Here is a 21,181-nt window from a genome sequence, read left to right on the forward strand (position 1 = left end):
ATGTCTGTACAATAAATTACTTTACCCGGAAGGCCTTCGGCGAACGAAAATATACAAGAACAAGCGCCGCCGCAATATATATCACCGTAAAGCCGAGTACGCCCAGCGTAAACAGGCTTCCGGTCACTTTGATTTCCAGGCAGAGGAAACAGAGAGCATACATAATGATATTGATGACGGAAAAAAACGGGTTTTTTATCTGCAGGCTCTCCGAATAAGGCTGGAAAATGTAGTACAGGCACAGGTGATGGGCGGTAAAAAGGACGGAAAGCAGCAGGATGGCCAGACAGAACAGCAGCATATCCGCCGTAAAAATGCTGACGCCGCACAGCAGGCGGAAAATAACGGCGCAAGGGCACAGGGCGCCGGCTATGACCGCGTCATAAAGGGATACATACATCAGCCGCACCCGGAAATTCTTCAGTATGGTATCCGGCCTGCGGTAAAAGGAATAATGGAGCATATCCTTGTCGCAGTTATAGAACATGGCCCGGCAGGCTTTGTCCGCTACCGTGAGAAAATACATGATATAGACGAAGGAGGGCAGCAGGGAGGTCATGTTTTGCCCAAGCTTCACTGCCGCGGGCCGGTTCAGAAGCAGGAAGACAACGGAGAGCGCAAAGATGGCAGCCACTGCGATCAGGCGGTAGTACACCGGGCGCAGGAGCTGTCGTCTGTGTCTGGCAAAAAACAGGCTGTTAAAATAGGCATAGCCCCGCAGCGCCGATGTATGCTGTTTTACGGACAGGGAAAGCTCCGCGTCCTTTTCCCGGACCTCCACCTCTTTGAAGGAAGAAGCGGAAGAGGATTTCATTATGGTTGTCAGCAGAAAATTAATATCAATGGAATGAATCAGTTTTTGCTCATAACCTTTATAGCCAGTAATAATGTAATACAGACTGAAGCCGCCGCAGGCCAGCCAGAATACCATACTGACCGGATGCAGCAAAAATGACGCCGGCAGGGAAATCCCTGACAAAGGAAGCAGGTAAGCCCCGGCCAGTCCGATACCGATAATGGCCCAGCTGCATGCCATATTCCGGTAGTACACCTTGCCGGTCCTGTCAAAAACAAACAACTGGAACGCTTCTCCCATACCGCGGGCAGCCGCCAGCAGAATCCACAGAAACAGCCCCTGTACCGCCGTCCCTCCACAAAGTAAGGAAAAGAGGATAAGAAAAGGCAGGTAATAGAGGAAAAAAGGGACATATTTCAGACAGAGGGCCGCATGCGTATAGCTGCGTACATCGCCCTTCATATATTTCAGCAAGGTGATTTTATCCCTGGTTACGGTGAAGATCTGGCTGTCTCCCAGAGAACCGATAATACAGTTTAAAAAGAAAAGGATATGCGCCATCAGGGAAAAGGTCTGTCCTTTCCATACGGGTACTTTTCCGGACAGCAGCTGCGCTGGCAGCAGGACAAAAAACAGAAGATACAGCGGCTTGCCTGTAATGTCAACAAGCTGGCGAACCAGGAAGGCGCCGGCAGCCAGTATTTTTTTCGCGGAATAATTGGCGTACACCGAATCAGGGACCAGTTTACCCGCCAGGGGAAGGCGTTTCAGATAATAGAGAAAGGCGTTAACCCAAAGGGCGGTCCTCATAAAAATGATTTGTTTCAGTGTATTAATCATGGGCATTTTCATCCTTTAATAATTCTATCAGCCTGGCTTCAAAGTCAGGGCTATCCAGCAGGGAATGGTCGAGCCGGCTGAGCCGCCCGTCACTGAGCACTACGATTTCGTCACACAAATCTGTGGCAAGCTGCAGGATATGGGTGGAAAAAATAAGAATATGATCCGGCCGGATTTCACGGAGAAGCTGTTTGATTTCCAGGGCCACCACCACGTCGAAGGAGGTAAGCGGCTCGTCCAGTAAAATCACAGGCGGGCGGGCTATGAGGAGCATGAGCATCTGCACCTTGTTTTTCATTCCGTGGGAATACCCCTTGATCAGCTTGTGCCTGTCGTGGGCATCGATTTTTACCATATCAAAATAGTCATCAATTGTCTTTCCCACAGGGACATTTCCTTCATGAAGATCCATAAAAAAACGTATGAATTCATAGCCGGTAAGAAAATCCGGCAGAATGGGCGTGGAATATACATACCCCACCTGATCCGGCGTAAGCGGCCGCGGCGCGCCGTCGCCGTCAAAAAGCAGCGCGCGTCCTCCGTCCGCGGGCACCTCATCTGTCAGGCAGTTAAAAAGAGTGGTTTTGCCAGCTCCGTTTCTGCCCAGGAGGCCGTATATTTTGCCTTTTTCAAAGGCAAAGGTGCAGTCCCTGAGCACCTGCTTGTCGCCATAGGCTTTTCTTATGTTTTCCAGTTGCAGATCCATGCTTTTTCTCCTTTTCATCTCGCAGGACACAAAAAAGCATGGCCCGTATTCCCGGAGGAACGCGGACTATGCCTGTGTGTTCCTGTTTTTAACAGGCTGCCGTTTAAAAAACAGGTATGTGTATATATGTTTGGGGCAGCGTCACTGTGGGCGTCGTCCATGGGGAAATTCCTTTCTTTGATAAAACACTGAGGATTAATGTTGTCCCTATTATAGGGGAGCGGGTGAGGGAGAGCAAGAGACAGGGCGGTTTCTTTACATAAATTTTACATGGGAGAACCGTTGTTATGGCTTTCATTGTCAGCCTGCAGGCGCAGGGAAATGCAGGCTGGCAACGAAAGCAGAAAGACGCCGGATTTTCTATACGTACCGGAAGCGATTACGGAAAAAGCATTGCTTTTGCCCCTTTATAATGAAGCAGCAGGTGTTCCAGGGGTGTGCGTCCGGCAGGAATGACGGCGCTGTCGCTTTCCAGGGTATAGGAGCCTTCATAGGAGGAGGCATCGATAATATCCCTGACGTTTGCCCAGTTTACCATTCCTTCTCCGGGAGCGAGGTGTTCATCGTTGATACCCATGTTATCGTGAAGGTGAACCGCAAACAATCGGGATTCTTGTGCCGTTCTTCAGAAGGGGTGAACAGTAACCAGAGGGGCGCGAAGGAAGGTGGTCTTTTTAGTAGTTTTAGTAGTTGTTGATAAAGGCGGAGCAGGCATGGTAGAATGAAGAAAACAATTATTTTACTGTACATATTTGGGCGTAACAAGGGAGGGCGGTGCATGAAAAGATTAAATTATGGGATATTGCTAGCAATCAGTATTTTGGTTGCAATATGGTTTTACTGGACGGGAATGGGGGAGGAATTACTGAATCGGATATCAGATAAATTTATGGAAGAAAGAGGCGATAAGTCTCTGCTTGACGCCGCAGTGAGAAAATTCAAAAGAGGCCGGGAACGTTGAATGAATTCGGAAAATCCCGGATAAAGATATAAAATATTCTGAACAGATATGAAATCGGGGAGAAAAATTTGTATAAGGACACTAAATGGGCGAAAGAAATTCTGGCGCAGCAGGATGAAAATGGTCTGTGGGGAAATTTCCATACATTAAGTAAGCCATCCAAAGCGCCAATCACAACGGAACAGGCGCTGCGCAGACTGTATGTTTTAGGCTTTGATATCAATGATGAGGTGATTGCCAGAACCGTTACATATATGAGCGATTGCCTGAAAGGCAGGAAACAAATGCCGGACAGGCGGGAAAAAATGCATAACTGGGATATTTTTACGGAGCTGATGCTCGCTGTCTGGATCAGGAAATTCACATTGGCAGATAGGAGCGCGAACCGTGTTGCCGGGAAATGGGCCGATATTATAACCCGGGCGTTCTCTTCCGGGAGCTTCAGCCATGAGGACTGTGCTTTGGCATATACGGAGATTTTCGGAGAACCGCCGCGAGGCGGACGGCTGGTGGATTTTGTGACTTTTTATCAGCTTTCCCTCCTTCCCGGCATGCTGAATGAAAGAACGGAGCGCCTGATGATGGATTATGTGCTTCATTATGACAAAGGAATTTATTATGTTTTTAGCAGACCCTCGGGAGATTCCCGGATCTGTAATGTACCGGAAACGTTTGCATCCAGAGAGGCGGGAAGATATCTGGCGGCGCTGGAACTGCTTGCGGAATACAGGAACAGCATCGACATGCTGCATTTTGCATCAAAATGGCTGTATGCAAATCAAAGGGAAGAAGGAAATTGGGATATGGGAAGCGAGGTAAAAGACGGGATATATTTTCCACTTTCCGACAATTGGAAAAAGAAAGAAAACAGGATTGCCGACTGTACCTGGCGTATAAGGAGGCTGCTTGATAAGCTTGAGGACAGAAATTAAGAATCAGAAATCAGAGGTTGGAACAGGGAGGACAGGCAATGAAGGAAATAAACGGCTTTCAGGATTTTGTAGACGATCTGAGGATAGCGGGCTTTACAATCGGCGGTGAAAACGGAGAAGGGGTTTTTACATTAAGCGATTACTTTAGTGATAAAATACACTGGCATACGGAGGACGATGATACGGATCCATGGGAATGGAGGATACGGGTCCTGGATGAGTATCGTGATATTGCCTATGGAAAGCTCTTTTTTAAGAAAAGCGGTTATATAACGAAAGAATGGTTTCCCTATTTCCTGGCAGCCAGGAGGGGAAAGGCGGACCTTTACGAGGAATATGAGGAAGGTAATGTTACCCTGATGGCGAAACGGATTTATGATGTGCTCAGTGAGGAAAAGGAGCTTCCGGTGCATCTTCTGAAGCAGTACGGCGGTTTTTCCAGAGAGGACAAAAGCGGATTTGATAATGCGCTGACTGAGCTGCAGATGAAATTTTACGTTTCACTCTGCGGCAGGACAAGAAAGAAATCCCGGAAGGGTGAGGAATACGGATGGTCTTCAACGGTTTTCTGCCTGACGGAGGATTTGTTCGGGGAAGAGGTATTTGACGCGGCCGCGGGGATTTCCGGTGAAGAAGCCTTCCGAAAGATTGAAAAACAGATTTATAAACTGAATCCCCAGGCGCCGGAGAGGAAAGTGAAGAAGTATATTCTCGGATAAAACGGCAGATATGGCGTCGTCTGCACGCAGAATGTATACAGAAAAATACGAAAATACATATAGAGATTATCTCCTTCCTGTGATAGTATTTATCTGTAATCAGAGACAGCAGGATAATGGCTCCGGAGGCCTGTAATGCACAAAGAAGCTGAAAGAAAAACACTTTCAAAAGCTGAAAGAAATATACTTTCAAAAGCTGAAAGAAAAACACTTTCAGCTGTAGGTTTGTTATGCGGATTAGAGCGCAGATAAGGAGTAAAATGGACGAGAAAGTACTGATAAACGTATTGTCAGGATTATTAGATGAAAAATTGCAGCCCGTACATAATCGGCTCGACAGGTTGGAGGGCCGGCTTGATGGTATGGATAGCCGCCTCGACAGAGTGGAAAGCGAAATCGGAGCCCTGAAGGAAGGCCAGCAGAAGCTGCGTCAGGAGTTAAAACGTGTATCCGATAAAGTATATGAAACATATGAGCTTGCCCTTGAAAACTGGGGCCAGGTACAGGAATCAAAAGCAAGGCTGACTGCTTTGGAGTCCTGAATTATATAAGAAGCCAAAAGGTGATGCCCTCACACAGAGGAAAGCATCACCTTTTTTCATGCCAGGCTTGAGGCCCGGACTACAGCCGTTGCGCCACCCGTCTGTTCCACCGGGCGAAAAGCATGGTAGCCGCAGCGGTCACAACAAACACGATCCACAGCATCCCGCGCAAATGCTCCAGCAGGAAGCCATACATGATCTGCCCCAGTGGCTGCGCACAGGTGGAAAGAGCGATAATCCATGAGATTACCTTGCCGATCAGCCCGGGTGGCGTCGTGATCTGGATATAAGACATTACCTGAATCGTATAAAGGGATGCCATCGCCATGATAAGAATCCCCGACACCGCCAGAATCAGATAAGCCAGATATACCGGAAGCCCCTTATAAAGAGCCGCGCCCATGGGAAGCAGCAGCATTCCGCAGCAAAACAGCAGCTTCCAGGTGCTTCTGACATTCAGCCGTTTGCTTAAAAGCCCTGCGCCAAGCCCGCCCAGCAGTCCCCCTCCCGCCATGAGGGCTTCCAGAAAACCATACATTTCCGAAGCATTGTTCCGGGGGAAAACGAGTACCTGTGTAACAATAACAGGCAGGCTGACAATCATAAGAGCCGATAGGAAAAGGTTTACCGCAGCGCAGCAAAATGTCAGCTTTCCGATTTCTTTTTTTTCACGTCCGATAAAAATAAGGCTGCTCTTCATATCTGCGATAGTTTCATGAAGCAGCGTATCCGTGCGCACCCTTTTAACGAACGGAATATGGATAAAAATTTCCATGACCGCAGACAGGAAAAAACAGCCCATGCAGACATAAAGTATGGGGGTGATGCCCCAGAGACCGTAAGCAATGCCGCCCAGGGCAGGCCCCAGCAGGCCGGAAAGGGAGGACACCATATTGATAATGGCATTGGCAGGCATGACGGCTTCCTCCGATACCAGCAAAGGAATGCTGGCCTGCACGGAAGGCTGATAAGCGCCGGAAATCCCATACAGGAGAAAAAGCATAATCAGGATGAGCGAAACCAGGCTGCCCCTCCCGCTTAACACCAGGAAAAGAAGAACCAGGCCTGCCGTAAAGAAATCCAGCACAACCATGATATTCCTTTTATTCATCCGATCCGCAATCAGGCCGCCGATGGGAGACATGACAACAAGCGGAAGGAACGCTACGCCGGATACCACACCCAGAAGCGCCGCCGATCCGGTAACGGAAAGCAGGTGCAGCGGAAGGGCAAACCGGATGACCGCATTTCCGAACAGGGAAATGATCTGACCGATTACAACGAGATAAAAATTCTTGGAAAATCCTTTTTTCATATAAACCTCCAGACGAAACTGTCGGCGCATAAAACCAGATGCGCCGGAAAATGTATTCATGCTGCCAAAACTCTGGCGGCGGCCGGCATTTACATCAGCCGCCCGGTTCCAAAAACAAGCTGTACATCAGCCGCTTTGCGTCAGGTTCACAGAACCTCCATGAGAGAAACCTTACGGGAAAGGCTCCGGTAAACAATAAAATACAGCGCTCCCATGACCGCGGCAAAGCCTGCCAGGCTCATCCAGCCGTACATGCCCGCGGATGCAAAATTAGTCATTGGCGCGGTGAGGATAAGCGCTGAAATGATGACAGTTGTCGCGCTTTTTTTCCGGAAACCGAACCATACGGCGATAAGAGAAGTACAGGCGGTCAACAGGATAGGAAAAAAGCAGCAATACTTTTTTCCCAAGATAACCGTCCAGAATGACTTTGGAGCCAAGAACCGCCCCAAAAATGGTAAAGGAAAACATGCTGACGCAGGAAACCAGCAGAATCAGGGAATTCCAGCTGCCGGAAAACTGCGCGTCATCCACGCCCCGTTCCGACTCGGGAAGAAAGCAGAAAAGCAGGGCGATGAACAGCCCGAAGGCCAGCAGACCGCAGGCCGCGCCCAGATAAGGCCTCCAGTTTATTTTTTTCAATTCCAGCTGCATCAGTTTCATAAAACGTCTCCTTTCATTTCAGCAAGTACTTCTTTTTCAAACAGTTCCTTTCCTGCCCCCTGATAGTCATTCATATGGAATTCCCTGTTTTCCCAGACAGGCATATCCTGAAAACATATTTCTCCATAATCAGGACAAAGAAAACCTGCCGCCAGCTTCAGCAAGGTGGATTTTCCCGCCCCGTTCTTTCCCACCAGCGCATAGACGCTCCCTTCCGGTACGCTGAGTGAACAATGCGCTAACACCGGCTCATCCGTTTGATAAGCTTTTGTTACATCTGAAAATTTTATCATAGAATCCTCCTTTAAACTTTGATACCGACCGTTGGTATGAAAAACTGCCAAAAATAAGCTGCCCATGAAGAGCAGTTATTTTTCTGAACATAAGACAAATTCTCAAAGAACGGCTGCCGCCGTATTATCTGCGACCCTGATGCTCCTGATAAAGCTGTGCGTACTTTTCCAAAGGAATGAACATTTCATCATCAATAATATCCAGTCCCAGGAGACGGAGCATATGCTGGAAAAATCTCATTCTGTTTATCAGTTGCAGCGTGTCACAATGATAAACAAGCGGATTCAGCCAGAGATTGCCCATCAGCATAAGCACCTCAGACAGCTCCTTCGGATAATCCGTACAAATTGAACCGTCCGCGATACCCTCCTCTAAAATAGGCTGTATCATGGCCGGAGCCTCCTGCTGCACGGAATTCCGGATAAACAGCGACAGAAGCTGCGGATTATCCAGCATATCCGGGGCCGCGGCAAACAGCTCCTCCTGCGCCGAGGAATAAATAGACGCCTGAAATACCATCCGGAGCTTCTCAAGCCCCGTCAGATCCTTACGCCGGACAATCTCATTCATTTTTTCCGTAGCCCCCGCATAAAGCTTATCGGCCACCGCATTCATTATCTCATCCTTAGATTTAAAATGATGATAAATAGCTCCCTTGCTCAGTCCGCCCAGATTATTAATAATGTCCTGGATGGAAGTACGTTCATACCCCTTCTCCACAAACAGCCTGGCCGCCGTATCCACAATCAGATTACGCGTTTCCTCCGGATACTTATTCCTCGCCATGAGAACCCTCCTTCACACTATGTACAATAAACATACCATCGGTATGTCTGATTATACATACCAGCAGTATGTATGTCAACTTATTTTTGAAAAAAATAAAAAACGCGGCAAAACTTTTCATGTTCTACCGCGCATCAATCTTTCTTAAAAGTTATTATATCTGGCACATCACAGTCCATCAACGTACACAACCTGTCAATGGTAACAGTACTGCAGGGCTTCCCCTTCCTCAATGACTCGTAAGTTCCCTTGGAAAGTCCGTGCATAATTAACCAATAGGAAGAAATATTTTTCTTTTTCATAGTATCAAAAAATGGTTCATAACTAATCATACGCCACTACCTCTGACGTAATTATATTTCCCGTTTTTTTTCTTGAAAATACCCATCGAAATGGGTATAATATAAAAAGGGTATAAAATCAACCAAAAAGCGGTCATCCTGTCTATATAAGGATGGCCGCTTTTTTGATGCCATATCATATCATTTTATGTAAATTCGCCAGGCCCGGGAGGAAGAAAGCGCCAAAGCACTGATTGCTGGCATTCTAAATCATAAATTTTCAATTATAATCTTTCAACACAATCCTGTGCGCCTGAAATTTATACACTTTTCCCCTTTAATATGGTAAGATAAAATATGCGTGGAAAACCGCTTGTAATGTAAGGAGGTTAGGCAACTGAAGCTGCCCTTTCTTTAAGGATGCATTGCCTTTGGCCGGTTCTGTATGCCCCATCCCTTTCCTCCCGGACACTGTAAGCGGTACACATTATACATTTTTATCTATCCCAAATGGAGTTAATAACATGGAAAATACAACGAATTTTCAGCCTTACCGCTGTGTTCTCACGGGAGGCACCGCTGAAATAACAGAAAAGAAGTCACGCTTCATAGCCACAGTGCGCAGAACCGAATCGGAAGAAGAAGCCGTCAGCTTTATAGAAGAGATGAAAAAGAAATACTGGGACGCTTCCCATAACTGTTCGGCGTTTGTCATCGGCCGGCGCGGGCAGCTGACCAGATGCTCGGATGACGGAGAACCTTCAGGAACAGCAGGCCGTCCCATGCTGGAGGTACTGCTGGGGGAAGGCATCTGCGATGCAGCGGTGGTGGTAACCCGGTATTTCGGAGGAACCCTGCTGGGCACCGGCGGGCTGGTGAGGGCATATGGTGCGGCGGTGAAGGCCGGGCTGGAGGCGAGCCAGACGGCGACGATGCGCTATGGAAGCCGGATACGCATTGGAACGGATTATTCGGATATCGGCCGGATACAGTACCTTCTGGGACAGAAGGGCTATCCCCAGGAAAATGCGGAATATACGGAACGGGTGGCGCTGGAAACAGTGGTGCCTGCCCCGGAGGAGGAACGGCTTATAAAGGAACTGACGGAGGCAACCGGCGCGCGGGCGGAGTTGGAAGTGGTTGACAGGTACTATTTTGTTGACAAAGATTAAGCGGGAAGTTATAGTGTAAAAGTATTAAATAAGTAAAAGAGGCACTAATTGCCTGACAGACCGGCGTTTTTACGCGCGGACACAAAAATAATTTTCCGGAAGGTGGTGGTTTTAATGAAGAGCAAAAAGGCAAGCAGCGGTGATGTTCCTGTCCCCGGGCGAAGTTGGAAGCAAAACAAAATAACGTGTAAGGCGGATGTGATGCTTTCCGGGGATGCTGCCGGATGCACCCCGCCGGGGATGAAGCCATGCCTGAAAGCTGTCATGACACCGCCGGAAGGAGATTGTCATGGAAGAAAGCAAGGAAGTAAGGGAGCTGCTTGACAGCAAGCAGTATACAAGGCTCCGCCAGATGCTGGCAGAGCTGAACGACGCTGATATCGCAGTCCTGCTGGAGGAGCTGGAAGAGCAGGATATGCTGAAGGTTTTCCGTATTCTGCCCAAGGATCTGGCGGCTGACGTCTTTTCCTATATGGATGTGGACAATCAGCAGTTTATCATCACCTCCCTGTCAGAAAGGGATGCCGCGGGAATCGTGGATAACCTGATGGCGGATGATGCGGCCGATCTTATGGAAGAGATGCCGGCCAATGTAGTAAAGAAAATCCTGGCAAACGCCAGCCCGGAGACACGGAGGGATATCAATCACCTTCTCCGATATCCTGAGGATTCCGCCGGAAGCATAATGACGGTGGAATATGTGGATCTCAAGGAAAATCTGACTGTGGACGAAGCCATAGCCAGGATCCGGAAAATCGGCGTGGACAGTGAGACTATAAATATCTGCTATGTGCTGGACAGCAGAAGAAAGCTGGTGGGAACGGTGGCCCTGCGCTACCTGCTGCTGAGCCAGCCGGATGAAATCATTGCGGATATCATGCATGAAAACGTAATCTCCATCAATACCCTGATGGACCAGGAGGAGGTTGCCAGACAGTTCCAGAAATACGATTTTACGGCCATGCCTGTCGTGGATAATGAAAACAGGCTGGTGGGCATTATTACGGTAGACGATATCGTGGATATCCTCCAGGAAGAAGCGACAGAGGATATTGAGAAGATGGCGGCTATCGTGCCCAGTGACAAACCATATATGAAGACAGGCGTGCTGGAAACCTGGAAAAAAAGGATTCCCTGGCTGCTTCTGCTGATGGTGTCCGCCACCTTTACCGGGCGGATCATCGCCAGCTATGAAACGGCGCTCAGCGCCTGTATGGTGCTTTCCACCTTTATCCCCATGCTGATGGATACGGGCGGAAATGCAGGAAGCCAGGCAAGCGTATCCATCATCCGTGGTATTTCCCTGGATGAAATACAGTTTGCGGATCTGCCCGGGGTTATCTGGAAGGAAGCCAGGGTGTCCCTGCTGTGCGGCGCGACTCTGTCGGCGGCCAATTTTGTAAAGCTGATGCTTTTTGACAGGGTGGGAGTCATGGTCGCCCTTGTTATCTGCCTGACCCTCATCGTAGCTGTATTTGTAGCAAAGATTGTGGGCTGTACGCTTCCCATGTTTGCCAAAAAGGTGGGCTTTGACCCGGCCGTTATGGCAAGCCCTTTTATTACAACAATTGTGGATGCGCTGTCATTGATCATTTATTTCCAGATTGCGACCAGGCTGCTGCATTTTTAGTGCGCCTGCCGGAAACGGAATCAGGAAGCCGAGGAGAATAATATGAAGCTGATATCATGGAATGTAAATGGCCTGAGAGCCTGTATGGGCAAGGGCTTTATGGAATTTTTTGAGGAAGCGGACGCGGATATTTTCTGTATCCAGGAGAGCAAGCTGCAGGAAGGACAGATCTCCCTGGAGCTGCCGGGCTATCATCAGTACTGGAATTATGCGGTAAAGAAGGGCTATTCCGGGACAGCTGTTTTCACAAAAAAAGAGCCGCTTTCCGTTTCCTATGGAATCGGGATAGAGGAGCATGATCAGGAGGGCAGGGTGATTACCCTGGAATTCCCTGATTTTTATATGGTTACCGTGTATACGCCCAATTCCCAGGAAGAGCTGGCAAGGCTGCCCTACCGTATGACCTGGGAAGAAGAATTCCTGAAATATCTGAAGAAGCTGGAAGAAACCAAACCGGTGATATTCTGCGGGGATTTGAATGTGGCCCATAAGGAAATCGATCTGAAGAACCCGAAGACCAACAGGAAAAACGCGGGCTTTTCGGACGAGGAGAGGGAGAAGTTTTCCGTGCTGCTGGAAAACGGCTTTATTGATACCTTCCGGTATTTTTACCCGGAGGCTGAAGGTGCCTATTCCTGGTGGTCCTACCGTTTCCATGCGAGAGAGAAGAACGCCGGATGGCGCATTGACTATTTCCTGGTATCCTCTCAGTTAAAGGAAAGGCTGGAGGATGCGGTGATCTATAAGGACGTAATGGGTTCCGACCATTGCCCGGTGGGGCTGTTCCTGAAAGAGGAATGAGCGGTCCCGGTAACTGTAAGGGAACGGAATAAGGGACAGCTGCCGGCCTCTGTTTTAAAAGCACGCATGACGTGCGGATGGGAGTATATATGAAAAAAATAAGTTTGGCAAAGAGAAAGGCGGCAGGTGCATTTCTGCTTGCGGCGCTCATGATATCCGGCCTTGTTTTTACGGCCTGCGGGAAAAAGACGGAGACTGTGACGCAGCCTGCGGAGGAAGTGGCGGAAACGGCGGGCGCCCAAGCGACGCAGACAGGATCCGCGCAGGAAGGCACTGAGGAAACAGGAAGTACACAAGAGACAGGAAGCACAGAGGAAAGCGGGACCTTTGACATGGCATCGGAGGAAATCCCCATGGCAGTATCCGGAACCTATGACGGAATTGTTGTGGATGCGGCCATGAACAGCCTGGTTATTGATACGGCGGAAGGGATGATGTATGCAGTAAGCCTTCCTGAAACTGAAGATGTGGTGGAAACCAGTGACGGCATCCTTCTTGGGCAGGCGGTGACGGTCACCTGCGAGGACGGCGTTGCTTCCAGTATAACGGACTGTGCCGTGAAGCCTGCGGCGGATCGGGAAGCGCTGGCTTTTGCAGCGGATATCCTGTTTGCCTGTAAATACAGGGATATCAATTCCCTTTCCTCTCTGGCCGGATATCCTCTTTATGTGAATCTGGGAGATGAGGATCAGACGATTGAAAACGGAGGAGATCTTCTGAAGCTTCCTGTATCGGAGGTATTGTCGGACGAACGGGTGAAGGCCGTGCTTTCCACCAATCTTTTCGAAGTAAAGGAGCTTTCCGGCGGAAAATATGTGCTGGGAGCTGAGGAAGGCCGCCCTAACATTATTTTCCAGAAGGATGAAGGACGGGACAGCGGATTTGCCATTACCGGAATTAATTAAAGGATAAAGGTAGCTGGTTAACACAGTTACGCATATAAAATAAGCCCCGCCCCAGGATACCCTGGGGCGGGGCTGTTTTCAGCCGCTGTTCAGGCATATTCTCCGCAGATGGGCTGTCCGGAGATTTTCCTGAGAAGGCCTGCAAGCGTCATATCCGGATCCAGTGCGGAAAGAAAACTTCCGTCCGGCAGGGAAACCTTTCCGTTTGCCTCCACCTCAAGCAAGCAGGTCCGGCCGGAGATGATCTGATCCACCCGTATGAAATCCGAGTGCAGCTCCACGGGAAAAACAGGGAATTCGGGATGATAGCGTATGTCGTAAACCGCATCCGCCACCCGTCTGCGATCCTCCGGCATGCAATCGTCTCTGGCGATAAATAGGAGAAGCGGCGAATCACAGTCCTTCACCTGCCGGGTAATTTCCTCCGGATCGCTGCTGTAATAATAGTAATGGTTGGCTACGATACAGCCGCGCTGCTTTAACAGGCGGATATTTTCACGGTAACAGGAGGCGATTTCCGCGGAAACCAGCAGATTGCGGCATCCTGAAAGCAAATCTGCATCCCCGTCCTCCAGTTCCCTGTCGGGCAGAAACAGCAGGAAGGCGCTGTTGTCAAAGCTATGGAACAGTTCCGTCAGTTCCGTCCAGTCTTCCGGCATTTCCTCCAGATAAATAAAATAGGTATAGATGCCGATAGAACGCCCCTCCTCTATCAGTCCCCCGATCTGTTTCAGACCGAGTGGGCCGTCCGGGAGATAATGCATGAAAACCGTCCATGGAACGTCATAGCCGTGCTCCTTTTCATAGGAACGGATCAGGCTGGCGCCGTAGGTCCAGCTGGTATAACCGATATTTACCCCAAATTTTTTTAAAGTTTCATGGTTGGTCTCCCGGGTGAGACGGGAGAGGATGGTATAGTAGGGGCTGTTGTCATCCTGAAGCAGGGTCTGGGACAGGTCAAAAAAATTCTTCTGGAACCGTCCTCTGGAGAACTGCCTTCCCAGATCGGCAAGCTTGCGTACGCTGCGCTTGGGATCCTCCTGCATTTCCCGGATTCCCCGGTCTACGGCAGCCTCTATCATAAATCGCGTAATTTTTTCCGGTTTCAGTGGTATCACTTCCTAATCGTTTTTTCGGCAGAATAGCTTCTCCCGACTAATTGTATCATACTTGTACGTCTTTGTCATGAAAAGGGACGTTTTTGGCAGGTTGTCCAAAAATTGGACAATTTTTTTATTTGTCCCAAATAAGGACACAGGGAATTAAGTGTCCAATGACAGGCAAAAGACCTGCGGATAAAATAAAATTAATTAGTCGGCAGCCTGCGAAAGATACGTTGGACTAAGCCGCAGAATGGAGGATTTTATTATGGAATTAGCACATGCAGCAGAACGGAAGGCATTCAGTATCGCCATTGACGGCGCTTTAAAACATGTTAAAAAGGACAGGGAAAAGAGCTTTTTACAGCTGATTGATTTGGCCGAGAATTTCATGGGCGGAGATAAATTCGAAAAAGAGGACTATGACAGGGCGCGGGAGCTGGTCAGGGATCCGGAAGGAAAGTGGATGCAGTATGCGGACCGCATCCTGAACGAGATTGATCCCCATGTTGTTAAAATGACGGCATTGAACCTTGGCTTTGAAGCCTTTTTCTATGGAACCAAGAGAATTAACCAGATGAGAAAAATACATAACTGCAACATCCCCTGGCTGCTTCTTGTGGATCCCACCAGCGCCTGTAACCTGCATTGCACCGGCTGCTGGGCGGCGGAATACGGGAACAGGCTGAATTTAAGCTATGATGAGCTGGACAGCATCATTACCCAGGGCAAGGAGCTGGGCGTCTATCTGTATATGTACACCGGCGGCGAGCCTTTGGTGCGCAAGGATGATATCATAAAACTGTGCGAGAAGCATAATGACTGTGAATTTCATGCATTTACCAACGGTACGCTGGTGGATGACGCCTTCTGCGAGGAGATGAGGAGAGTGGGGAATCTGTCCCTTTCCATCAGCCTGGAGGGCTTTGAAAACGCCAACGACGGCAGAAGAGGGGACGGCTGCTTTGACAGGGTTATGGAAGCCATGGACCGTCTGAAAGCGCACGGCCTGATTTTCGGCACCTCCATCTGCTATACCAGAAATAATGTGGAGGCGGTGACAAGCGACGAATTCCTGGATATGATTATTGAAAAGGGCTGCCGTTATGCCTGGTATTTCCATTATATGCCCGTCGGCAACGATGCGGCGCCGGAGCTGATGCCTACGATGGAACAGCGTACTTATATGTTCCACAGGGTTCGTGAGATCCGTGCCATGGAGGGTGGAAAGCAGCTGTTTGCCTTTGACTTCCAGAATGACGGGCAGTTTGTGGGCGGCTGTATTGCCGGCGGCAGGAATTACTGCCATATCAATCCCAACGGCGATGTGGAGCCTTGCGTTTTCATCCATTATTCAGGCGCGAATATCAGGGAGGTATCCCTGCTGGATGCCTTAAAGCAGCCGTTGTTTATGGCTTACAGAGAGGGACAGCCCTTTAACGATAACCTGCTTCGTCCCTGCCCGATGCTGGAAAATCCGGAAAAGCTACAGGAAATGATAGCAAGGACCGGCGCGAAATCCACAGATTTGCAATGCCCGGAAAGCGCTGCCCATCTGTGCGGAAAATGCGAGGCCTATGCAAAGGAATGGCAGCCGGTGGCGGAGGAGCTTTGGTCAGCGGAAATGGAAAAGAAGCAGGAAAAAGAAGAGAAAAAGGCGGAAAGAAAAGCGGAAAAGCAACGGACGGAGAGCGCCCATACAGGGATGCACCATCAGGCGAAAGGATGACAGGCTTTGGAAACCCTGAAAAAATACTGGAAATGGCTGCTTGTGCTGACACTCGTCATACTGGTTTGTCTGGCGAACAGGCAGTCACTGCCTGAAATACTGCGGGAGGTAGGAAAAACGCCGCCGATGGTTATCGGCGCGGCATGCCTGCTTTCCGCAGGCTATTTTCTGGCGGAGGGCGCGGTTATCCATTATATGACAAAACGGTACCGGCCGGAATTTACCTGCAGGGAAGGGATTTCCTGCGCCCTTTACTGCGCTTTTTACCGGGTGGCCACATTGGGGAGCGGTTCCGGCGTGGCGGAAATCTACTATCTGAATACCAGAGGAATTGAAGCGGGCACAGCCACCGGGATGAGCCTTGTGCAGTATATTCTGCACAAGGTCGCAGTGGCGCTCTATGGAATCACCGGCTTTATTATCCTATGCATCCAGGGGGACGCCGTGGTACGAAGCTACCGGCTGCAGATGGTTCTGGGATGCATCCTGACGGCCCTGATAACCGCGGTTCTCATTACGGCGGTCGCAGGAAAGAAAATCACCGCCCGTATTTTCCGGTTGCTGGATAAAAAACTGAAGCCGGGAAGCAAAGCGGAGCAGAAGGCGCATACCTTTCGAAAGCAGGCGGAGCTTTGCCAGCAGGAGGGAGGCGTTTTGCTGCATGATAAAAAAGCTCTTTTAATTATCTGCCTGCTGGATGCGGTGAAGCTCAGCTGCTGGTATATGGTTCCCTGGCTCCTGTTTGCCGGGACAACCTCCTTAAGCCTTCCGGATACCATGCTGCTTACCGCCCTGATACAGACGCTGGCGGCTGTGATACCGTGCCCTTCCGGAATCGGCGCTGTAGAGTATGTGTTTTCTCTGTTTTTTGGCACCTATGTAAGCGGCGTGAGCGCGGTTTCCGCCTCTCTTGTGTACCGCTTCGCCACCTTCCTGTTTCCCTGCATCCCCGGCGCCGCGCTGGCATGGCGGCATTACCGGTGGAATAAAAAAAGAAGGATGGACCGCATCCGTAATAACAATGAAAGGGCCGGCAGTCAGAAGTGACAGCCAGCCCTTTTATTGTTAATTTTCGGTATCTATGGCGGAGGCATCGTCCCCCAGCTCCTGAAAAACTTCCCGGGCGAAGATGAGCAGAATTTTTTTCAGATGTCCAACAAATTCCTCAGCGGTGGTTTCATTTTCTACGGAAAGCCAGCGGACGAGGGCAGATACAAAACCGTCGCAGAGAAAATCAAGGAAGAACTTCTGATCCTCGCCGTTTACGATACTGTCTGAAAGAAACAGCGGAATCAGGGGCTTTATCACTTCAAAAAAATAATCCTGGAAGGAGTTCTGGCCCTTAATGGCAAAGGCGCAGCGGTAAAACTCCTTTTCACTGTAAAAATAGCGGCAGATATCCTCCAGCAGCAGCCAGCCGTTGTCATATTGCTCCAAATGGATGCTGGAAACAAATTCTGTATAAAAGATCCAGTTCACCAGATCGTATTTATCCTTAAAATGATAGTAAAAGCTTTTGCGGTTCATGCCGCAGCCTTCACATATGTCATTTACATTGATTTTGCTGAAGGGCTTCTGCGTCATCAGCAATTTCAGGGATGATGCAAGCGCATTTTTTGTGATATTGGAATCAGCCATTCTTCTCTCCTGACGCGGGACATTTTATTACCATAACTGTTCAGTACCCCTCACAGTTACTGCTAAAATCCATCCTAAATCGCCTTTGGCGATGGATTTTAGCACTCCTGAATCACTTTCTTACGGTCAGCACAGTAAATGCACTGACCTGCTGAACAGTTACACCGTACCTATTCATTATAAGCAAAATTTCTCCATGGGGCAAGCAAAGCCGGGAAATTTTGGGGGCCTTCGTGTTCCGTGCCGGCATTGTCCTGATGTGTGTGGATAAATTTAAAGTAATAGAAAACTGCCCGGCAGGTAGGGATATCTGCCGGGCAGTTGCGTTAAACTGGCTTCTTGGATATTTATGGGTGCTCAGGATTCTTACTGTTATGAATTCCTGTTCATGTTTGCTCTTTTTCTTTTGGTGGGGTCCAGGATTTTCTTGCGGATGCGCAGGTTCTTGGGGGTTACCTCAAGCAGCTCGTCCGTCTCGATGAAGTCCAGGGCCTGTTCCAGGCTGAGGATTTTGGGCGGGGTGAGGCGCAGCGCTTCGTCCGCGCTGGAGGAACGGGTGTTGGTGAGCTGTTTTTTCTTGCACACATTGACCTCGATGTCCTCGCCTCTGCCGTTCTGGCCGATGACCATGCCTGCGTATACCTTTTCGCCGGGTCCGATGAAAAGCGTTCCGCGTTCCTGGGCATTGAAAAGGCCATAGGTGATGGATTCGCCTGTTTCAAAGGCGATCAGGGAGCCCTGTTTTCTGTACTGGATTTCTCCCTTATAGGGGCCGTAGCCTGCGAAAGCGGTATTCATGATGCCGTTGCCCTTGGTATCCGTCATGAACTCACCGCGGTAGCCGATCAGCCCTCTGGAGGGGATGTTGAATTCCAGACGGGTATAGCCGCCGTTGGCCGCGCCCATGTTGATAAGCTCGCCCTTTCTCTGGCTCAGCTTTTCGATAACGCTTCCGGAGAAAGCTTCGGGAACGTCGATGTAAGCGATTTCCATAGGCTCCAGCTTCTTGCCGTGTTCGTCTGTCTTGTAGAGTACTTCCGCCTTGCTCACTGCAAATTCATAGCCTTCGCGGCGCATATTCTCGATCAGGACGGAAAGATGCAACTCGCCGCGGCCGGAAACCTTGAAGCTTTCCGTAGTGTCGGTTTCCTCCACATGCAGGGAAACGTCCGTGTTCAATTCGCGGAACAGCCTGTCCCTTATGTGGCGGCTGGTAACGAATTTCCCTTCCTGGCCGGCGAAGGGAGAGTCATTTACAATAAAATGCATGGCAATGGTAGGTTCGGAAATTTTCTGGAAAGGGATCGGCTGCGGGTTCTCGGGAGAGCACAGGGTATCCCCGATATGGATATCCGTGATACCGGAAATCGCCACAATGGATCCGATGGAAGCAGTTTTTACAGGGATCTTGCTCAGTCCGTCGAATTCATAGAGCTTGCTCACCTTCACACGCTTCTGCTTTTCAGGTTCGTGATGGTTGACAATAACCACCTCCTGGCCTTCGGAAATGGTGCCGTTGTCCACCTTGCCCACGCCGATGCGGCCCACATATTCGTTATAATCAATGGTGCTGATAAGCAGCTGCGTTCCTGCTTCGGGATCGCCCTCCGGCGCGGGAATATAATCCACAATGGTGTCAAACAGCGGCTTCATGTCTTTGTTTTTTACGGTCAGGTTCAGCGTGGCGCTTCCTGTCTTGGCGGAAGCGAATACAAAAGGACAGTCCAGCTGTTCGTCATTGGCATCCAGATCCATGAAAAGCTCAAGGACCTCATCTACAACAGCTATCGGCCTGGCTTCCGGACGGTCGATCTTATTTACGCATACAATAACAGGCAGCTGCAGCTCCAGCGCCTTGCGGAGAACGAACTTTGTCTGGGGCATCGGCCCCTCGAAGGCATCAACCACCAGGATAACACCGTTTACCATCTTCAGCACACGCTCCACCTCGCCGCCGAAATCGGCATGCCCGGGAGTATCTATGATATTAATCTTGGTTCCCTTATACATAACAGCGGTATTTTTGGAAAGAATCGTGATACCTCTTTCGCGCTCAATATCATTGGAATCCATGACCCTGTCGGCCACGTCCTGATTTTCCCTGAATACGCCGCTCTGCTTGAGCAGCTCGTCTACAAGTGTCGTTTTACCATGATCAACGTGGGCGATGATCGCAACATTCCTCACGTCTTCTCTTTTCTGATTCATACAAAATTCCTTCCTTGGACATAACATGATTACAGTTCATTATCTGCATAAAAGGCAGTACGCATACCTGAATTTTTCCCCGGATTCTGACGCGTCGGCGTTATGGAAGCCGAAGAGCTGCGCCCAAAGACCGGCACAATGCCGTTCCGTCAGAATCCGGGGAAGAATTCCGACATGAGGAACTACCTTATTATTATGCAAAATGCTTCAAACTAAAATAGTATAGCACCGATAAAATCAACTTGCAACACCAAACCTGCAAAAACCCCCGATATCTGTCGATTTTACGGAAATCGGGGCGACCCATGGCGGTTCTAGGATGGGCTTTCGTGCCATAAAATAGTAATACATGACAGGAAAAAATTCTTACATGCGGTTCCGGTCAAACCGGGGCCCAAGAAGGGAGAACAAAAAATGACAGATAAGGTAATTGAAAACAACCAGGTAATCATTATGGGGAAAATCGTGAGCGACTTTGAATTCAGCCACGAGATTTTCGGAGAGGGCTTCTATATGGTGGACGTTGAGGTTGCAAGACTCAGCGATTCTTATGACATCATCCCCCTGATGGTTTCCGAAAGGCTTCTCGATGTGGAAGAGGATTATAAAGGGGCCTATGTGTGTGTGTCCGGGCAGTTCCGTTCCTATAACCGCCACGAAGAGAGAAAGAACCGACTGATTTTGTCCGTATTCGCAAGAGAGATTGAATTTGTGGAGGAACTGGAGGAAAGCTCCAAAACCAATCAGATTTATCTGGACGGCTATATCTGCAAGGAACCGGTTTACAGAAAGACTCCTCTGGGACGGGAAATTGCCGACGTGCTCCTGGCCGTAAACCGGCCGTACGGAAAATCCGATTATATCCCCTGTATCTGCTGGGGACGCAACGCCCGTTTCGCCGGCGGCTTCAACGTGGGAGAGCGCTGCGAAATCTGGGGCAGAATCCAGAGCCGTGAATATATGAAAAAAATCGGCGAGGACCAGCTGGAAAAAAGGATTGCCTATGAGGTGTCCGTCAGCAAGCTGGAGCTGGTTGAAGAATAATGGAAAATTATGAATAAACTGTACGGCTGCAATAAAAGTTGCATCGGCCTGATGCATATGGTATGATAAAAAATGGAAAAATGAGACAGTCCGCCGGGCAGGCCTGTTTGGCTGTCGCT

The 21,181-nt window shown here is 49.4% G+C and carries 23 protein-coding genes; 11 read left to right on the forward strand and 12 right to left on the reverse strand.

Annotation, left to right across the window (positions count from 1 at the left end):
* Positions 1–16 precede the first annotated feature (16 nt).
* The 3 genes from DXC51_RS13430 to DXC51_RS29525 all read right to left on the reverse strand — a co-directional run bounded on the left by DXC51_RS13430 (position 17) and on the right by DXC51_RS29525 (position 2,946).
* Positions 17–1,636 carry a hypothetical protein gene (locus DXC51_RS13430; protein ID WP_025491638.1) on the reverse strand — a complete coding sequence of 540 codons (1,620 nt, stop codon included), beginning with the start codon at positions 1,634–1,636 and terminating at the stop codon, positions 17–19.
* A complete protein-coding gene (locus DXC51_RS13435; RefSeq protein WP_025491639.1) occupies positions 1,629–2,342 on the reverse strand; it encodes an ABC transporter ATP-binding protein in 714 nt (237 codons plus the stop codon). Before DXC51_RS13435 ends, DXC51_RS13430 begins: the two co-directional genes overlap by 8 nt.
* Positions 2,343–2,721: 379 nt before the next feature.
* Positions 2,722–2,946: a TIM barrel protein gene (locus DXC51_RS29525; RefSeq protein ID WP_270493274.1), complete on the reverse strand. Its 225-nt coding sequence runs from the start codon at positions 2,944–2,946 to the stop codon at positions 2,722–2,724.
* Positions 2,947–3,120: 174 nt separating this feature from the next.
* Here DXC51_RS29525 and DXC51_RS13445 point away from each other — a divergent pair, with 174 nt between their 5' ends.
* From DXC51_RS13445 to DXC51_RS13460, 4 genes are all read left to right on the forward strand, one after another.
* On the forward strand, positions 3,121–3,303 hold the full coding sequence (locus DXC51_RS13445) for a hypothetical protein (protein WP_147332367.1): 183 nt from the start codon (positions 3,121–3,123) through the stop codon (positions 3,301–3,303).
* 68 nt (positions 3,304–3,371) lie between these two features.
* Positions 3,372–4,235, forward strand: coding sequence for a hypothetical protein (locus DXC51_RS13450; protein ID WP_021635026.1), 864 nt, complete (start codon positions 3,372–3,374; stop codon positions 4,233–4,235).
* 38 nt (positions 4,236–4,273) lie between these two features.
* Positions 4,274–4,954, forward strand: a complete 681-nt coding sequence (locus tag DXC51_RS13455; RefSeq protein WP_021635025.1) for an AlkZ-related protein — start codon at positions 4,274–4,276, stop codon at positions 4,952–4,954.
* Between the two features lie 260 nt (positions 4,955–5,214).
* Positions 5,215–5,496: a hypothetical protein gene (locus DXC51_RS13460; protein WP_051358328.1), complete on the forward strand. Its 282-nt coding sequence runs from the start codon at positions 5,215–5,217 to the stop codon at positions 5,494–5,496.
* Between the two features lie 79 nt (positions 5,497–5,575).
* On the opposite strand, the gene DXC51_RS13465 is transcribed toward DXC51_RS13460, so the two are convergent.
* From DXC51_RS13465 to DXC51_RS30625, 6 genes are all read right to left on the reverse strand, one after another.
* Positions 5,576–6,811 (reverse strand): MFS transporter, encoded by a 1,236-nt coding sequence (locus DXC51_RS13465; protein WP_035321269.1) that lies wholly within the window; start codon positions 6,809–6,811, stop codon positions 5,576–5,578.
* A gap of 146 nt (positions 6,812–6,957) precedes the next feature.
* Entirely contained in the window at positions 6,958–7,089 is a 132-nt protein-coding gene (locus tag DXC51_RS30280) for a hypothetical protein (protein WP_021635022.1), read from the reverse strand.
* Complete coding sequence (locus tag DXC51_RS13470) at positions 7,082–7,474, reverse strand: hypothetical protein (RefSeq protein WP_021635021.1); 393 nt, start codon at positions 7,472–7,474, stop codon at positions 7,082–7,084. Before DXC51_RS13470 ends, DXC51_RS30280 begins: the two co-directional genes overlap by 8 nt.
* Positions 7,471–7,767, reverse strand: coding sequence for an ATP-binding cassette domain-containing protein (locus DXC51_RS13475; RefSeq protein WP_025491647.1), 297 nt, complete (start codon positions 7,765–7,767; stop codon positions 7,471–7,473). The genes DXC51_RS13470 and DXC51_RS13475 overlap by 4 nt, the downstream gene beginning before the upstream one ends.
* A gap of 124 nt (positions 7,768–7,891) precedes the next feature.
* Positions 7,892–8,554, reverse strand: a complete 663-nt coding sequence (locus tag DXC51_RS13480; RefSeq protein WP_021635019.1) for a TetR/AcrR family transcriptional regulator — start codon at positions 8,552–8,554, stop codon at positions 7,892–7,894.
* A 134-nt stretch (positions 8,555–8,688) separates the two neighbouring features.
* On the reverse strand, positions 8,689–8,886 hold the full coding sequence (locus tag DXC51_RS30625; protein ID WP_021635017.1) for a helix-turn-helix domain-containing protein: 198 nt from the start codon (positions 8,884–8,886) through the stop codon (positions 8,689–8,691).
* Positions 8,887–9,359: 473 nt separating this feature from the next.
* On the opposite strand from DXC51_RS30625, the gene DXC51_RS13490 reads away from it, so the two are divergent.
* The 4 genes from DXC51_RS13490 (at position 9,360) to DXC51_RS13510 (ending at position 13,343) form a co-directional block, all read left to right on the forward strand.
* Positions 9,360–10,007, forward strand: a complete 648-nt coding sequence (locus DXC51_RS13490) for a YigZ family protein (RefSeq protein ID WP_021635015.1) — start codon at positions 9,360–9,362, stop codon at positions 10,005–10,007.
* Between the two features lie 289 nt (positions 10,008–10,296).
* On the forward strand, positions 10,297–11,637 hold the full coding sequence (mgtE, locus tag DXC51_RS13500; protein ID WP_021635013.1) for a magnesium transporter: 1,341 nt from the start codon (positions 10,297–10,299) through the stop codon (positions 11,635–11,637).
* 42 nt (positions 11,638–11,679) lie between these two features.
* Entirely contained in the window at positions 11,680–12,438 is a 759-nt protein-coding gene (gene xth, locus DXC51_RS13505; RefSeq protein WP_021635012.1) for an exodeoxyribonuclease III, read from the forward strand.
* A gap of 89 nt (positions 12,439–12,527) precedes the next feature.
* Positions 12,528–13,343, forward strand: coding sequence for a hypothetical protein (locus tag DXC51_RS13510; protein WP_035321265.1), 816 nt, complete (start codon positions 12,528–12,530; stop codon positions 13,341–13,343).
* Positions 13,344–13,432: 89 nt separating this feature from the next.
* Here the strand turns inward: DXC51_RS13510 and DXC51_RS13515 are convergent, their stop codons facing one another.
* Positions 13,433–14,425 carry a hypothetical protein gene (locus DXC51_RS13515; protein WP_021635010.1) on the reverse strand — a complete coding sequence of 331 codons (993 nt, stop codon included), beginning with the start codon at positions 14,423–14,425 and terminating at the stop codon, positions 13,433–13,435.
* A gap of 286 nt (positions 14,426–14,711) precedes the next feature.
* Between DXC51_RS13515 and DXC51_RS13520 the strand changes: the two genes are divergently transcribed.
* Positions 14,712–16,172: a radical SAM/SPASM domain-containing protein gene (locus tag DXC51_RS13520; RefSeq protein WP_081745579.1), complete on the forward strand. Its 1,461-nt coding sequence runs from the start codon at positions 14,712–14,714 to the stop codon at positions 16,170–16,172.
* A 6-nt stretch (positions 16,173–16,178) separates the two neighbouring features.
* On the forward strand, positions 16,179–17,219 hold the full coding sequence (locus tag DXC51_RS13525; RefSeq protein ID WP_021635008.1) for a lysylphosphatidylglycerol synthase transmembrane domain-containing protein: 1,041 nt from the start codon (positions 16,179–16,181) through the stop codon (positions 17,217–17,219).
* Positions 17,220–17,237: 18 nt separating this feature from the next.
* On the opposite strand, the gene DXC51_RS13530 is transcribed toward DXC51_RS13525, so the two are convergent.
* Both DXC51_RS13530 and typA read right to left on the reverse strand, forming a co-directional pair.
* Positions 17,238–17,810, reverse strand: coding sequence for a TetR/AcrR family transcriptional regulator C-terminal domain-containing protein (locus tag DXC51_RS13530; RefSeq protein WP_021635007.1), 573 nt, complete (start codon positions 17,808–17,810; stop codon positions 17,238–17,240).
* A 372-nt stretch (positions 17,811–18,182) separates the two neighbouring features.
* The gene (typA, locus tag DXC51_RS13535; RefSeq protein ID WP_021635005.1) at positions 18,183–20,018 is read right to left on the reverse strand and encodes a translational GTPase TypA; all 1,836 of its coding nucleotides are present in this window, start codon (positions 20,016–20,018) and stop codon (positions 18,183–18,185) included.
* 414 nt (positions 20,019–20,432) lie between these two features.
* Between typA and DXC51_RS13540 the strand changes: the two genes are divergently transcribed.
* Positions 20,433–21,062: a single-stranded DNA-binding protein gene (locus DXC51_RS13540; RefSeq protein ID WP_021635004.1), complete on the forward strand. Its 630-nt coding sequence runs from the start codon at positions 20,433–20,435 to the stop codon at positions 21,060–21,062.
* Positions 21,063–21,181: the final 119 nt, after the last annotated feature.

This window comes from Eisenbergiella massiliensis (assembly GCF_003435485.1).

What these genes read in the sequence shown, in the direction of transcription:
- DXC51_RS13430 (WP_025491638.1), bottom strand. Translation starts at nt 1,636, where the DNA reads ATGATTAATACACTGAAACAAATCATTTTTATGAGGACCGCCCTTTGG.
- DXC51_RS13435 (WP_025491639.1), bottom strand. Translation starts at nt 2,342, where the DNA reads ATGGATCTGCAACTGGAAAACATAAGAAAAGCCTATGGCGACAAGCAG.
- DXC51_RS13445 (WP_147332367.1), top strand. Translation starts at nt 3,121, where the DNA reads ATGAAAAGATTAAATTATGGGATATTGCTAGCAATCAGTATTTTGGTT.
- DXC51_RS13455 (WP_021635025.1), top strand. Translation starts at nt 4,274, where the DNA reads ATGAAGGAAATAAACGGCTTTCAGGATTTTGTAGACGATCTGAGGATA.
- DXC51_RS13460 (WP_051358328.1), top strand. Translation starts at nt 5,215, where the DNA reads ATGGACGAGAAAGTACTGATAAACGTATTGTCAGGATTATTAGATGAA.
- DXC51_RS13465 (WP_035321269.1), bottom strand. Translation starts at nt 6,811, where the DNA reads ATGAAAAAAGGATTTTCCAAGAATTTTTATCTCGTTGTAATCGGTCAG.
- DXC51_RS30280 (WP_021635022.1), bottom strand. Translation starts at nt 7,089, where the DNA reads ATGACTAATTTTGCATCCGCGGGCATGTACGGCTGGATGAGCCTGGCA.
- DXC51_RS13470 (WP_021635021.1), bottom strand. Translation starts at nt 7,474, where the DNA reads ATGAAACTGATGCAGCTGGAATTGAAAAAAATAAACTGGAGGCCTTAT.
- DXC51_RS13475 (WP_025491647.1), bottom strand. Translation starts at nt 7,767, where the DNA reads ATGATAAAATTTTCAGATGTAACAAAAGCTTATCAAACGGATGAGCCG.
- DXC51_RS13480 (WP_021635019.1), bottom strand. Translation starts at nt 8,554, where the DNA reads ATGGCGAGGAATAAGTATCCGGAGGAAACGCGTAATCTGATTGTGGAT.
- DXC51_RS30625 (WP_021635017.1), bottom strand. Translation starts at nt 8,886, where the DNA reads ATGATTAGTTATGAACCATTTTTTGATACTATGAAAAAGAAAAATATT.
- DXC51_RS13490 (WP_021635015.1), top strand. Translation starts at nt 9,360, where the DNA reads ATGGAAAATACAACGAATTTTCAGCCTTACCGCTGTGTTCTCACGGGA.
- mgtE (WP_021635013.1), top strand. Translation starts at nt 10,297, where the DNA reads ATGGAAGAAAGCAAGGAAGTAAGGGAGCTGCTTGACAGCAAGCAGTAT.
- xth (WP_021635012.1), top strand. Translation starts at nt 11,680, where the DNA reads ATGAAGCTGATATCATGGAATGTAAATGGCCTGAGAGCCTGTATGGGC.
- DXC51_RS13510 (WP_035321265.1), top strand. Translation starts at nt 12,528, where the DNA reads ATGAAAAAAATAAGTTTGGCAAAGAGAAAGGCGGCAGGTGCATTTCTG.
- DXC51_RS13515 (WP_021635010.1), bottom strand. Translation starts at nt 14,425, where the DNA reads ATGATAGAGGCTGCCGTAGACCGGGGAATCCGGGAAATGCAGGAGGAT.
- DXC51_RS13520 (WP_081745579.1), top strand. Translation starts at nt 14,712, where the DNA reads ATGGAATTAGCACATGCAGCAGAACGGAAGGCATTCAGTATCGCCATT.
- DXC51_RS13530 (WP_021635007.1), bottom strand. Translation starts at nt 17,810, where the DNA reads ATGGCTGATTCCAATATCACAAAAAATGCGCTTGCATCATCCCTGAAA.
- typA (WP_021635005.1), bottom strand. Translation starts at nt 20,018, where the DNA reads ATGAATCAGAAAAGAGAAGACGTGAGGAATGTTGCGATCATCGCCCAC.
- DXC51_RS13540 (WP_021635004.1), top strand. Translation starts at nt 20,433, where the DNA reads ATGACAGATAAGGTAATTGAAAACAACCAGGTAATCATTATGGGGAAA.